The sequence below is a fragment of the Streptomyces sp. NPDC048504 genome (assembly GCF_043200035.1).
Taxonomy (GTDB): domain Bacteria; phylum Actinomycetota; class Actinomycetes; order Streptomycetales; family Streptomycetaceae; genus Streptomyces.
Window position 1 is genome coordinate 19,408 of sequence record NZ_JBICXA010000010.1, and the last position, 13,431, is coordinate 32,838.

The 13,431-nt window shown below is 69.6% G+C and carries 9 protein-coding genes and 1 pseudogene; 4 read left to right on the plus strand and 6 right to left on the minus strand.

Features of this window, described 5'->3' with window-relative positions:
- Positions 1 to 65: 65 nt before the first annotated feature.
- From ACGFY9_RS24760 to ACGFY9_RS24775, 4 genes and pseudogenes are all read right to left on the minus strand, one after another.
- Positions 66 to 389: pseudogene (locus ACGFY9_RS24760) on the minus strand (nitrate reductase); the annotation flags it as partial.
- 152 nt (positions 390 to 541) lie between these two features.
- Positions 542 to 1,357 carry an SAM-dependent methyltransferase gene (locus ACGFY9_RS24765; protein WP_393757475.1) on the minus strand — a complete coding sequence of 272 codons (816 nt, stop codon included), beginning with the start codon at positions 1,355 to 1,357 and terminating at the stop codon, positions 542 to 544.
- A 51-nt stretch (positions 1,358 to 1,408) separates the two neighbouring features.
- The gene (locus ACGFY9_RS24770; protein ID WP_393757477.1) at positions 1,409 to 2,272 is read right to left on the minus strand and encodes a helix-turn-helix domain-containing protein; all 864 of its coding nucleotides are present in this window, start codon (positions 2,270 to 2,272) and stop codon (positions 1,409 to 1,411) included.
- 86 nt (positions 2,273 to 2,358) lie between these two features.
- Positions 2,359 to 3,192, minus strand: a complete 834-nt coding sequence (locus ACGFY9_RS24775; RefSeq protein WP_393757479.1) for a helix-turn-helix domain-containing protein — start codon at positions 3,190 to 3,192, stop codon at positions 2,359 to 2,361.
- A gap of 93 nt (positions 3,193 to 3,285) precedes the next feature.
- On the opposite strand from ACGFY9_RS24775, the gene ACGFY9_RS24780 reads away from it, so the two are divergent.
- From ACGFY9_RS24780 to ACGFY9_RS24795, 4 genes are all read left to right on the plus strand, one after another.
- Positions 3,286 to 4,314 (plus strand): ADP-ribosylglycohydrolase family protein, encoded by a 1,029-nt coding sequence (locus ACGFY9_RS24780; protein WP_393757985.1) that lies wholly within the window; start codon positions 3,286 to 3,288, stop codon positions 4,312 to 4,314.
- A gap of 152 nt (positions 4,315 to 4,466) precedes the next feature.
- Positions 4,467 to 4,772 (plus strand): 4a-hydroxytetrahydrobiopterin dehydratase, encoded by a 306-nt coding sequence (locus ACGFY9_RS24785; RefSeq protein WP_393757481.1) that lies wholly within the window; start codon positions 4,467 to 4,469, stop codon positions 4,770 to 4,772.
- Positions 4,773 to 4,818: 46 nt separating this feature from the next.
- Positions 4,819 to 5,598: a class I SAM-dependent methyltransferase gene (locus ACGFY9_RS24790; protein ID WP_393757483.1), complete on the plus strand. Its 780-nt coding sequence runs from the start codon at positions 4,819 to 4,821 to the stop codon at positions 5,596 to 5,598.
- Positions 5,599 to 5,637: 39 nt separating this feature from the next.
- Positions 5,638 to 7,542 carry a rhamnogalacturonan lyase gene (locus ACGFY9_RS24795; RefSeq protein ID WP_393757485.1) on the plus strand — a complete coding sequence of 635 codons (1,905 nt, stop codon included), beginning with the start codon at positions 5,638 to 5,640 and terminating at the stop codon, positions 7,540 to 7,542.
- A gap of 46 nt (positions 7,543 to 7,588) precedes the next feature.
- Here the strand turns inward: ACGFY9_RS24795 and ACGFY9_RS24800 are convergent, their stop codons facing one another.
- Both ACGFY9_RS24800 and ACGFY9_RS24805 read right to left on the minus strand, forming a co-directional pair.
- Positions 7,589 to 10,255 (minus strand): cellulose binding domain-containing protein, encoded by a 2,667-nt coding sequence (locus tag ACGFY9_RS24800; RefSeq protein WP_393757487.1) that lies wholly within the window; start codon positions 10,253 to 10,255, stop codon positions 7,589 to 7,591.
- A 250-nt stretch (positions 10,256 to 10,505) separates the two neighbouring features.
- Positions 10,506 to 13,424 (minus strand): glycoside hydrolase family 48 protein, encoded by a 2,919-nt coding sequence (locus ACGFY9_RS24805; RefSeq protein WP_393757489.1) that lies wholly within the window; start codon positions 13,422 to 13,424, stop codon positions 10,506 to 10,508.
- Positions 13,425 to 13,431: the final 7 nt, after the last annotated feature.

Consider the following 13,431-nt stretch of genomic DNA (forward strand, 5'->3'; position numbering starts at 1 on the left):
CGCGGCGGAGCCGCAAATCGATAGAGCCCCGCGCCCCTTTGGGGCGCTGCGCAGGCGTCCGTCTTTGTAGGTGCGGTCGGCAGGGTGGCGCGGACCGCGTCCAGGACGGAGGCGTACGGGGTGCCGAAGTCGGTCAGGCGGGCGCGGAGTCGGTCCACGGCGGCGCGGTGCGCGGCGAGCAGGTCGAGGGTGCCGGTGCGGGACGTGAACTCCAGGACCGCGGGCAGGAAGTCGGTCAGCTCCTCCGCCGGGGTGAGGGCCGCGCGGTAGACGAACTCCCGTAGCTGCGGGGCGGCTTCGCGCAGCAGGGGGGGCCGGGCGCGGAAGTCGTCGTCGGGGTAGGTCAGGCAGACCGCGGCCGCCTGGTACAGCACCGCGTCGGAGGGCATCGGGCGTCCCTCGCCTCGTGGGGCGCCGGACCACCCCGGCTCAGTGCCTCTCCCGGTGTTGTCGTCTCCGTCACCTGCGCTCCCTTGCCCGCCCGTGGTGTCGAACCTGGGGCGGGGCAGGGGAGCGCACCCGTTCACCCCAGCCGTACGGGTCAGGGCTTGCGGGCGACACCGCCGTAGACCGGGACGATACCCTCCGCCTGGGCGGCCACGTCCTCCGGTGCCGGGCGCCAGCCGTAGACCGGGATGACGCCCGGGCCGAGCAGGTCGAGGCCGTCGAAGAAGCGGGAGAACTCGGCCAGGGTGCGCGGGAAGAAGGGGGTGCCGCTGCGCTGGAAGTGCTCGGCGGCCTTCGCGATGGCGGCGGGGCTGAGGTCCGGGGTGACCTGCGACAGCACCACGTAGCTGCCCGGGACGAGCACGTCGACGTACCGCTTGATCAGGCCGTACACGTCGTCGCCTGCCGGATCCGCGCTCAGGTAGTGGGTGAGTGCGACCAGCGACAGCGCGACCGGCTGGGTGAAGTCGAGGGTCTCGCCGGCCAGCCGCAGGATCGTGTCCGGGTCGCGGACGTCGGCGTGCACGTACTCGGTGCTGCCCTCGGCCTCACCGTGCAGCAGCGCCTCCGCGTGCCGCAGCACGATCGGGTCGTTGTCCGCGTACACGACCTTGGCGTCCGGGGCGACACTCTGCGCCACCTGGTGGAGGTTCGGCTCGGTGGGGATGCCGGTGCCGATGTCCAGGAACTGGCGTATCCCGGCCTCGGCGGCGGTCCGGGTCGCCCGGTGCATGAACCGGCGGTTGGCCCGCGCCCCGCGCACCGCGGCACTGTCCGTGGCGAGGATCCTGCGCGCCAGCTCCTCGTCCACCGGGTAGTTGTCCTTGCCGCCGAGCCACCAGTCGTACACCCGCGCCGGATGCGGCCTGCTGGTGTCGATACGGATGGGCGCGGCGTCGGATCCGGTCATGCGGTGTCGTCTCCTCGGGAGTTCGCGTGTTGGTGCCCGGGCCGTGCTTGCTCAGAAGGTCTCGCGGTAGTCCCGCAGGATCTTCTTGGTGCGCTGTGCGGACGCGGCGTGCGCCGTCATGTGGTCGAGGACCTCCAGATGCGCGGAGACCTCCGTACGGGAGTCCAGGTACAGGGCGCCGGTCAGGTACTCCGTGAACACCATGTCGGGCAGCTCCGGTTCGGTGAAACGGAACAGCGAGAAGGGAGCGTATGTCCCCGGATGCGGGCCGTTGCCGAACTCGGCGACCTGGAGCGTGACCCGGTCGCGCTCGCCGAACTCCAGGAGTCTGTCGAGCTGTTCGCGCATGACCTCGCCGCGGATGCTCACCGGCCGGCGCAGCACGGTCTCGTCCATGATGACCCACAGGTGCGGCGGGTTGTCCCGTTCCAGCAGCCCCTGCCGCGCCATCCGCAGCGACACATGCCGCTCGATGGTCTCCGGCCCGGTCTGCCCGATCGTCCCGGCCTCCAGCACGGCGCGCGCGTAGTCCTCGGTCTGCAACAGGCCCGGCACGAAGTGCGGTTCGTACGAACGGATCAGCCCGGCGGCACCTTCCAGGCTCACGTACAGGCTGAACCACTCCGGCAGCACATCGTGGAACCGCTGCCACCAGCCCGGCTGGTTCGCCTCCTCGGTGAGCGCGACGAACGCGTCCGTCTCCTCCTCGGGCACCCCGTACGTCGTCAACAGCACCTGGACGTACGGCACTTTGAGCGCGACCTCGGCCATCTCCATCCGCCGTACGGTCGCCGGGGCCACCCGCAGGACCTGCGCGGCCTCCTCGCGTTTGATGCCGGCCGCCTCACGCAGCTCCTGCAGCCTTCTGCCCAGCACCACTTGACCCACCGTGGGCGCGGGCCGTCGTTCACTCACAGCCACGCCTCCCCATACGCGCCGAAGTCTGGGGGCAGTGTGCCATGTTCCGGCCATTGTCTCAGCGGTTCGGAGGTGATCATTCGTCAGTCCCCCAGCGCGTGCAGGTACTTGGCCGTCGCCGGATCGGCCGGGAGGAACGTCTCGATCGCCAGTTCCGAGACCGTCACGTCCATGGGTGTGTTGAACGTGGAGATCGAGGAGACGAAGGACAGCACCCGGCCGTCGTGCTCGATCCGCATCGGCAGCGCGAAGTACGGGACCGACGGGGCCGGTTCGTCTTCGTCGCCGGCCGCCTGGGGCGCCGGGTACGCCGCGACCTCCTCGTACAGCGCGCGCAGCGGCTCGGAGCGGTGCAGGGCGATCTGCCGTTCCATCTGCGCGAGGAGATGCCCGCGCCACTCATTCAGATTGCGGATGCGCGGTGCCATCCCCTGCGGGTGGAGCGTCAACCGCATGGCGTTGAGCGGGGGTTGGAGGAGGGACTCCGGTACGCCGTCCAGGAGCATGGTGATGCCCCGGTTCGCCGCGACGACGGTGTAGCCGGCGTCGACCACCAGCGCGGGATACGGCTCATAGCCTTGAATCAGCCGCTCAAGTCCTTCGCGCAACGCGTCCAACGCCGGGTCGTCCAGCGGGGTTTCCGGGTAGTGCGGGGCGTAACCGGCCGCCAGGAGAAGGGAGTTGCGCTCCCGCACCGGCACGTCCAGGTGCTCGGCGAGGCGCAGCACCATCTCCTCGCTCGGCCGGGACCGCCCCGTCTCGATGAAGCTGATGTGCCGCGCCGAGGAGTCGGCCCGCAACGCCAGCTCCAGCTGACTGACCCGCCGCCGCTCCCGCCAGGCACGCAGCAACGGGCCGACACCCCTGCCGGCCGGGGCGGCGGCAGCGGTGTCGGTGGCGGTCGGGACAATGGTCATACACACGACCGTAGTCGAAGGAGAGCGCACGTGAACGAGTCGAGGATCCCGTCCGGGCAGGCCGCCGGGAACTCCCTGGGGGAGGCCACGGCGATGTACCGGGCCAGAGTCCGCGGCTGCCTCCTCGGCGGCGCGGTCGGCGACGCCCTCGGCTACCCGATCGAGTTCGCCTCCCTCGACCGGATCCGCGCGAGCCACGGACAGCGCGGGGTGACCGGGTACGCGCCCGGTGCGCATGGCGCCGTAGGCCTGATCAGCGACGACACCCAGATGACCCTGTTCACCGTCGAGGCGCTCATCACGGCCCACGCGCGGGAGCGGGCGAAGGGGATCGGCGGCGCCTGGTCCATGCTGCTGCGCGAGGCCTACGAGCGCTGGCTGGAGACCCAGTCCAAGCCCGCACCGGGCGACAGCGCCACGTCCGGCCTGCTCGCCGAGCCCTGGCTGTACGCCCGCCGCGCCCCCGGCAACGCCTGCCTGTCCGGGGTCGCCCAGATGTACGCGCCCGACCCGTGGCTCCCCCTCGACGGCAAGCCCGGCCGCGTCAACCCCGACTCCAAGGGCTGCGGCACGGTGATGCGCTCGGCCCCCTTCGGCCTGGTCAACACCGCCGACGGAGCCTTCGACATGGCGGCCCGCGGCGCCCAGATCACCCACGGTCACCCCACCGGCTACTACGCGGCGGGCGCCCTCGCCGCCATCGTCGCGCACCTGGTCGCCGGGGACTCCCTGGAGGGTTCGGTCCTGCGCGCGCTATGCCTCCTGGAGCGCCATCCCGCCCACGAGGAGACCTCGGCCGCCCTGCGCGCAGCCCTCGACCTGGCCGCCGAGGGCTCGCCCACCGCCGAGAAGGTCGAGTCGCTCGGCGCGGGCTGGGTCGCGGAGGAGGCCCTCGCGATCGGCGTCTACAGCGCGCTCGCGGCGAGCGACGCGCAGGCCGCGCTGCTCCTCGCCGTCAACCACTCCGGCGACAGCGACTCCACCGGCTCCATCTGCGGCAACCTCCTCGGCGCCCGCTACGGCGACCACGGCCTGCCCCACAGCTGGGTCCAGCGGGTCGAGGGCCGCGCCACGATCGCCGCCCTCGCCGACGACCTCGCGGCGGAATGCGTACCGGGCTGACCTCCGGGCACCCGTCTGACCAGGGACGCGACCACCTGCCCGGGACCCGCGGCGGGTGGCGCGCCGCCTGTGGCACGCTGAAAATAAAACCCATCCACAAAACCTGATCCGAAGCCCGATCCGAACCCCGAGCCAGAGGAAGGAGCGAGGCCATGCCCGTCGCCCCGCTGTCGCAGAAGGAGATCGAGGACCGCCTCGCGGAACTTCCCGGCTGGTCCGTCGACTCCGACCGCCTCGCCCGCGCCTACCGTCTCGCCTCCCACTTCGCGGCCACCGCGATGGTCGTCCACATCGCCCAGGTCCAGGAGGAACTCGACCACCACTCCGACCTGACCCTCGGCTACAACACCGTCACCCTCACCGTGAACACCCACAGCGTCGGCGGCGCGATCACCGAGCTGGACTTCCAACTCGCGCGCAGGGTCGAGGACTTGGCGCCCGGACACGGCGCGGGCTGACCGGAGGCGAAGAGGGGAGACGGGGGGAGAGGCAGGGCAGAAGCGCGTGCTCGACTACGACAAGGAAGCCGACGCGTACGACGCGACCCGCGGCGGTGAGCCCCGCGCCGCCGCGGCCGCCGAAGCGGTACTGGGCCTCGTCCCGCAGAACGCCCGAAGCCTCCTGGACGTGGCCTGCGGCACCGGCATCGTCACCCGCCGCCTGGCCGGGGCCCGCCCCGGCCTGCGGGTGACGGGCCTCGACGCCGCACCCGCCATGGCCCGCACGGCGGCAGCCCGGCTCCCCGGTGCGATCCTCCTCGCGGACAGCCGCCAACTCCCCTTCCCGGACGGGGTGTTCGACGCGGTCACGACGGTATGGCTGCTGCACCTGGTGGACGGCCCGGAGGACGCCAGGGCGATCATCGCGGAGTGCGCGCGGGTCCTCCGCTCAGGCGGCGTGTACATCACCACGGTCGACAAGGCCGCCGCCCACGACGTCGGCAGCGACATCGACGCCGTCCTCGCACCCCGCCCACGCCGCCCCGCCCAGGACCGCACCGACCAAGTCCGCGCGTACGCGGGCGAGTTCGGCCTCCGCCCGGCCGGCACGGCCCGCTTCCGGGGCCACGGCCAGGGCCGCAGCCCCCGCAGCACCACCGCGGACCTGCGACGCGGCTGGTTCACCATGCTGCCACCCGGCGAACCGCTCACGGAACGGTTCGCTGCGGAACTGGAGTCGCTCCCGGACCAGGAACGGCCGCGCGCGGACCCGGAGTTCACCCTTCTGGCCTTCCGGAAATCGGCGGAAACACCCGGCAACTCGCCTGCGCACAGCGGCAACTGAGGGTACGCAACCCGTCCGTCCTCCATGGAGGTACGTCACGTGAGCCACCCGCACCCGCACGTACACGCAGACTCGCCCCAACACCCCCGCAGACGAAGGGCCGTACTCTCCGCACTCTTCACTGCCGCGGCCCTGGTCGCAGCCGGACTCACCACACTCACCACGGGCGGCGTCGCCGAAGCCGCCGCCGCCCGCCAGGTCGAAGCCCTCGACCGGGGTGTCGTCAGCGTCCACACGGACAGCGGCAACCTGGTCAGCTGGCGCTGGCTCGGCACCGACCCCGACGACGTGTCCTTCAACATCTACCGCGCCGGTACGAAGGTCAACTCGGCCCCGATCACCGGCTCCACGAACTATTTCCACGCCGGCGCGCCCGCCCAGGCCGACTACACGGTCCGCGCGATCGTCGGCGGTGTGGAACAGTCCGACTCGGTCCACGCGATCCAGTTCCGCACCGGCTACAAGGACGTCCCGATCACTCCGCCCGCCGGCGGCACGACCCCCGACGGAGTCGCGTACACCTACGAGGCGAACGACGCCTCCGTGGGCGACCTCGACGGCGACGGCCGGCTCGACTTCGTCCTCAAGTGGCAGCCCACGAACGCCAAGGACAACTCCCAGTCCGGCTACACCGGCGACACGATCCTCGACGGGATCACCCTCGACGGCACCCGCCTGTGGCGCATCGACCTGGGCCGCAACATCCGCTCGGGCGCGCACTACACACAGTTCCAGGTCTACGACTACGACGGCGACGGCAAGGCCGAGGTCGCCATGAAGACGGCCGACGCCACAGTCGACGGAACGGGCGCGGTCATCGGCAACTCCGCGGCGGACTACCGCAATGCGAGCGGCTACGTGCTGTCGGGCCCCGAGTACCTGACCATGTTCAACGGCTCGACCGGCAAGGCGATGGGCACCGTCGACTACGTCCCGGCGCGCGGCACGGTCTCCTCCTGGGGCGACTCTTACGGCAACCGCGTCGACCGATTCCTCGCCGGCACCGCCTACTTGGACGGCTCCCGCCCCTCCCTGATCATGGCGCGCGGCTACTACACGCGCACGGTGATCGCTGCCTGGGACTGGCGGAACGGCGCCTTCACCCGCCGCTGGACCTTCGACACCAACTCCTCGACCAACACCGGCAAGGGCTACGACGCCCAAGGGAACCACCAGTTGGCGATCGCGGACGTCGACGGCGACGGCAAGGACGAGATCGTGTACGGCTCGATGGCCGTCGACGACAACGGCTCCGGCCTGTGGAACACCAAGAACGGCCACGGAGACGCCCTGCACGTAGGCGACTTGGACCCCTCCCGCCCGGGATTGGAGGAGTTCAAGGTCGACGAGGACTCCTCGAAACCGTCCTCGTGGATGGCGGACGCGAAGACCGGCGCGGTCATCTGGTCCACGCCTCCCAACGGCGACAACGGCCGCGGTGTCTCCGGGGACATCTGGGCGGGCAGCGCGGGCGCCGAGTCCTGGTCGGCGTCGGAAAGCGGCGTCCGCAACCCCAAGGGCACGGTGGTGGCGAGCCGCAAGCCCTCCAGCACCAACTTCCTTTCCTGGTGGGACGGCGACCCGGTACGCGAACTCCTCGACGCCACCCACATCGACAAGTACGGCACGACCGCCGACACCCGCCTCCTGACCGCCTCCGGCGTCCACTCCAACAACAGCACCAAGGCGACCCCGGCCCTGTCCGGAGACATCCTCGGCGACTGGCGCGAGGAGGCCGTCTGGCCCACCACGGACAACACGGCCCTACGGATCTACTCGACCCCGTACGAGACGACCACCAGGATCACGACCCTGCTCCACGACACCCAGTACCGCACGGCCCTGGCCTGGCAGAACACCGCCTACAACCAGCCGCCCCACCCGAGCTTCTACATCGGCGACGGGATGACGACGGCGCCTCGGCCGACCGTATACACACCGTGAGACAGGTGGCCGCGCGCACCGCGGTGCGCGCGGCCACCCTCCGCGCTCAGGCGACCGTGCAGGCCTGGTCCCCCACATTGAACGCGCCGGGTCTCGTGTTCGCCCCCGACCAGCTCCCCGTGAACCCGAATCCCACCGAAGACCCCGCCGCCACCGTCCCGTTCCAGCTCACGTTCTTCGCCGTCACGGCCGCACCCGACTGGGTCCAGTCGGCGTTCCACAGCCGGCCGATCTGCTGCCCGTCGGCGAAGGACCAGCCAAGTGTCCAGCCGTTCCAGGCGGTTGACCCGGTGTTCGTCACCTGAACGTCCGCCTGGAAGCCACCCGCCCACTGGTTCGTGATCGTGTAGGTCACCGTGCAGACACCCGTGGGCGTCGGATCGCCCCCGCCGCCACCCCCGCTCCCTCCGTCACCGGCGTCGGAGGAGTCGCCGTAGACGACGCCGCGCCCGTTCGTCGACACATACACGCGGCCGTAGACCCTGGGGTCACCGGTGATGGCCGCACCCGTCCAACCCCATTGGTGCGCATCGTCGTTGATCCGCGTCCAGGTCGCGCCCTTGTCGGTCGAGCGGAAGATGCCGCGTACGCCGCCGATCTTCGCGCTGGTGTAGAGCGTCTGGTACGAGGAGCCGGTCGCCGCCTTGCCGAAGCCGACGGTGTCGGCCTGGTCGACGTTCGCGAGCTTGGCGAAGGTGGCGCCGCCGTCCGTGGAGTGCCACAGACCGTACGCCCCGTCGCTGGCCCCGCCCGCGAGCCAGACGTCCCCCTTCGTGCCGGGCAGCGCCTTGAAGCGCACGCTGTCACCGCTGGGGAGGCCGGTTGCCGCCGACGTGGTGAAGGTCGCCCCGCCGTCCGAACTGACGTAGAAATGGCCGGACTTGAAGCCGTAGAAGGTTTTCGCATCCACCCGGTCCGACTCGACGATCGCGCCCGCCGGGATACCACTGGACGCGGCCCAGGACGAGCCGAAGCCCGTCGTGTACTGCACACCCGCACCCGCCGGACTCCACACGAACCGACTGCCGTCAGCTGCCGCCGCGACGGTCCCGCCCCCACTGACACCCGAAGGGTCCGTCCCCGCGAACCAGTTGGCGCCGTTGTCCGTCGAGAACGCGATGTGCGCCCCCGAGTCCGCATTGCCCACGCGCACAACGGTGTTGGGATCGGTCTCCGCGAAGTCGAGGCTCGTGGTCGTCGTGAAGGTCGGCGAAGTGAACATCATCGAGGGGACCTTGGTCAGATCGGTGTGCCGGAACCCGCCGATGTCGCCCAGCGCGCTGAGGAGTTGGGCCCCGCCGGACGGGGGAGCGGCGAGGTCGTTGACGGCCGTCTCCTCCAGCCCCTGCACCATCGGCTTCACGGTGAACTGGCCGCCGCTGTCCCAGTTCGTCAGGTTCTCCGTGCCGTAGAGGGTCGCCCCCGTCCCGTACATCATGCGGTTCGAGTCGAACGGGTCGATCTCCAGCGACTCGGTCATCCAGCCGAGTTTCGGGGCTTGTTCGGGCGGCGACGGGTTCGCGCCGAAGGTGAGCCAGGGCGAGGACGACACGTCCATGGTGTAGCGGTTCGCACGGTTGGGATACGACGTGTAGTCCCACGCCTTCGTCCAGGTGGCGCCGCTGTCCGTGGAGCGGAAGATCTGCGTGTCCGGCCACCAGGAGCTGTACGCCGTCGCCATCACGGTCCCGGGATGCTGCCGGTCGACGGTCAGCCCGCTGAAGCCGTAGTAGGTGTCGGCCTCCGCGACCGGGCTGACGTTCGTCCAGGTGCCGGTCGCGGTCGCGTACCGCCACACCTGCCCCTTGCCACCGTCGTACGGGCCGCCCTTGTCGCTGTATGCGATGTACAGATAACCGTTGACCGCATCCAGTACACCCTTGTGCGCCAGGTACCCGGTGGGCTGCCCGGCCACCCGCGACCACGTGGCCCCCGCGTCCGTCGACCGGTACACGGCGTTGGCCTGGTCGGCGACCCCGACATAGATCGTCTTCGTCGCGCTGCCGGCCGTACCCGTCGACTCGTCGAAGGTGACCCAGACGATGCCCTGGTTGTCGCTGGCGTAGCCGCTCGTGTCGGTCGGATCCTGCACGTAGTTCCCGACGTCGGGGAAGTTCGTCACCTGCGACCAGGTGACCCCGGAGTCGGTGGACCGCCACAACCCCTTCCCGCTCGGCGCCCCCAGATACAGCACGCTGTCCTTGTGGGGATCGACGGCCAGCCGCTCCCCCATACCGCGCCCCGGCATGTTCCCGCCGAGCTTGAACGGCAGATCGGTCTTCTGCCAACTCCCGCCCCGGTCCGCCGACCTGAGCACGGCCCCGTTCGTCGGATCCCAACTGTTCGTGTACGTACCGACAGCCGCGTACACCTTGGCCGGATCAACCGAGTCCGACGCGAGACTCACCACCCCGGTATGCCCCCACTCGCCCCACCCGACCGAGTCCAACAAGGGCGTCCAGCTCTTCGTCGACTCCTGCCATCGATAGGCACCGCCGATGTCGGTACGGGCGTAGGCGAGGTTCTTCTCGCTCCGGTTGAAGACGATGCCGGGCACGAAACCGCCACCGTCGATCCGGGCGTTGTGCCAGGTGTACGTGTCGGCGGCGAGCGTGACTCTTGAGGGGCTGGGCGCCGCAAGGGCGGACGGACTGCCCACCAGCAGACCGGCGGCGAGGGCCAGTACAGCTGTGAGGATTCGGGTTCTTCGCACGGGAGGTCCTCTCATGAAGAGGGGTTCAAGACACGAGCGCCGGGCGGCCCCCAGTGCGGGTGGGGGCCGCCCGGCCGGTAGGCCCCGCCGTCAGGTGACGGGACCACGCACGCGGAACTCCGAGGCACTCTCCGAGAAACGGCGCTGTCCAACGCCCCGGTTTTGCTTTTAGGGGCGCGGGGAACTGCGCGACCAGCCACAACGGACCCGCAGCGAACAACGGCGCAACCCGCGGAGCGCCTCGCGGGGACTATTCAAGAAGCTCCGCATACGACCCCATGGCCAAGGCGACATCCGCCTGAGCCCAGAACCGGTGATACGTGAAGACAGGCGCGGCCCCACCCGCCAGATAACTCTGGATCTTCGACCAAGCCGGATCGTTCTTGTAGAAGGACCGCAACGAGGCAAACGTGGAAGCGGAGTTGACCGCGTCCCCGTTCGGCATCGTCCCGCTCCACCCACTCGGCACATACACACTGTCGTCGAACCGGTTGTAGTCCGCGCGAGTCTCCGGAACGGCAACACCCAGGCTGTCCTGGTAGTTGCCCCACATCCCGTCGAGCAGCGCCTTCGCGGTCGTCTTCGCCGCCGCGGAACCGGACTTCGCGGCGTAGTACGTCAGCGTCTTGGCATACGCGGCAGCCACACCCACGTCATTGGTGTAATCGGCCACGGTGACATGAAGTCCCGCATTGGCACCGGGACTTGACGCGTTCCACGTATCCGGCTGCCCCGACCACTGCAACGTCGAGGGGATCAGATACGTGCCGTCCGGATTGATCGTGGTCTTGGACAGCGCCCACGCCACCCACTTGTCGAGAACCGCCTTCGCGCTCGCGTTCCCCGTCTGCTGGTAGTACTCGGCGACCCGTTCCATCGACCACGCCTGGAAGCCGAACCACTGGTTGGACGGCGGGTCGTGATAGACGGGCTGCTGGTCGTAGTACATGCCGTAGAACGTCGACGTCCCGGCCGGCGGACTCGCGTACCGCCCCTGCCAACTGTTCGTCGCCCCACCGGCGATGGCACCCTCGCTCGACTGCAGCCAACGGTAGAACTCCAGCTGCCGCGACAGCGAGGTACCCCAATCCGCCGCACCCGTAGTGGACTTGGGCTTCAGGTCGGCGTACGAGCTCAACGCGTAGGCAGCCAACGGGTTTTGATAACCCCCGTGCACATGGCTGGACCCGATGCGCCAAGCCCACCCGGCACTGGTGTCATTGGCGCCGCCCCACGCGTAGTACCAGGACAGCAGATAGTCCGAGGCGTCCTTGCCGGTCCCGGCCGGGCACGTGGACGGCCCGACACAGTTGCCGATTTTCTTGAAGTACTTGTCGTACATGGCGTAGCGCAGATAGTCGCCCATCTTCGCCGCCTTGCCGACGGTCGTGGAGACATCGGAGCCCTTGCCCTGCTCCTTCGCCCACACGTCGGCCCAGTACGCGGCCTGCACGGCCCGCGCGTCGGCGTCCGGCGCGTCGGTGTACTTCCACTGCTTGGCGTACGAGGAGTCACCGGTGAAGAGGTCCAAGTACCCGTTCGTACCGCCGTACTTGAAGGCGTCGCAGGTCGGCTGCGGCACCGTTTCCCACACCGACTCCTGCGCTCCGCGCTGGAAGGTGTTGATGTACGACGGCCCGCTCGCCGTAGGCCCGGCCTCGCACCCGCCGCCCGGCGTGTCGCCGTAGCCGTAGGTGTTGTCGACATCCTCCAGCCAGTGCATACCGTAGACATCGTCCGTACCGTATGCGGTCTTCAGTTCACCGGCGATCGGATCCGATCCCACCGGCACCGAGGTGTCGAGCTTCGCCGGATACTCGTTCGGGGTGTCCAGTTCGGGCGCGTACGTCGCCGGCTTCGAGGCGTTGTAGAAGGAGTTGGTCGGCTGGTCGGCGTGGGTCGGGATCATGTACTTCTCCATGAGATCCCAGGCGCCGTTGAACTTGGACCAGTCGCCCGTCACCTTGCCGTACATCGCCTGCAGCCACAGCAGATAGCTGTACGCCTCCGACGTGGTCTCGTGCCCCTGGTCCGGCGCCTCGACGATCAGGGTCTCCACCGAGTGGTAGGGGATGCCCTGGGGCGAGAAGTAGCCGTTCGCCGGGTTGGTGATCTTGCCGTACAGATCCAGGAAGCGGGCGTCGTACGCGTTCGCCGCCGCCAGCTCCGTCACTGTGACCGTCGCCTTGGTGAACCCCGTCGCCGTCGACTCGAAGGACGCCGAACCGGTGCCCGACGCGTCGGCTGTGAGGGTCACCGTCTGCGCGGTGTTCCAGTTCGACGGCGTGAAGGTGAGCGTCCCGCCACCGGTGACCGACAGACCGGTGTTTCCGCTCGCCCGTGCCGTCGTGACCGTCACGTTCGACGACGGCTGCGTGGACAGCGACACCGCGTACGTGCCCGACTTGCCCTGCTGGACGCCGAGTTGGGCCGGTGAGGCCACCACCGCGGGTCCCGACGCGACCGTGATGCCGACCGGAGTCGACTCCCCGGACGCGCCCAGGCTGTCGTAGGCCTTCGCCACCAGCGAATGACTGCCCACTGTCAACCCAGAGGCCGCAAGAGAGTACGGCGAACTCGTGTCCGTGCCGAGCAGCGTGGTGTCGTCGTAGAACTCGACCTTGCTGATCGTCGCGTTGTCGGCCGCCGCCGCGGTCGCCGCGAGCGGGACCGCCGCCCCCTGCGTGTAGATCGCGCCCGCGCTCGGGCTGGTCAGCACGGTGATCGGCGGCTGGTGCGCGCCGGCGCAGGTGGTGCCGTTGACCGCGAACGAGGTGGGCGCGGTGTTGGTGGCGCTGTAGCTGAACTGCGCGCCGGTCGAGACGGCCGCGCCCGCGGCGATCGTCCCGTTGTACGACGCGTTCGTCACCGAGACCGCGCTGCCGGACTGGGACCAGGCGCCGTTCCAGCCGTTGCTGAGCTTCTGGTTGCCGGCGTAGTCGTACGTCAGGGTCCAGCCGTTGATCGCGTCCGTACCCCGGTTGGTGAGGGTCAGATCCGCGGTGAAGCCGGAGCCCCAGTCATTGGTCTTGTAGTCCACGCTGCACTGAACTGTCGCCGCCTGAGCGGGAGTTGTGCCGGTCGCGAGCATCGACAACGGAAGTGCGAGGGCCGCTACTACGGCGGTCCAGAGTCTCCGCGTTACGCGGCGTCTCCTTCTGGGGTGCATGTGCTGG

Excerpts from the sequence above, each read along its gene's own strand:
- ACGFY9_RS24805 (WP_393757489.1), bottom strand. The coding sequence starts at position 13,424 with ATGCACCCCAGAAGGAGACGCCGCGTAACGCGGAGACTCTGGACCGCC.
- ACGFY9_RS24785 (WP_393757481.1), top strand. The coding sequence starts at position 4,467 with ATGCCCGTCGCCCCGCTGTCGCAGAAGGAGATCGAGGACCGCCTCGCG.
- ACGFY9_RS24765 (WP_393757475.1), bottom strand. The coding sequence starts at position 1,357 with ATGACCGGATCCGACGCCGCGCCCATCCGTATCGACACCAGCAGGCCG.
- ACGFY9_RS24780 (WP_393757985.1), top strand. The coding sequence starts at position 3,286 with ATGTACCGGGCCAGAGTCCGCGGCTGCCTCCTCGGCGGCGCGGTCGGC.
- ACGFY9_RS24775 (WP_393757479.1), bottom strand. The coding sequence starts at position 3,192 with ATGACCATTGTCCCGACCGCCACCGACACCGCTGCCGCCGCCCCGGCC.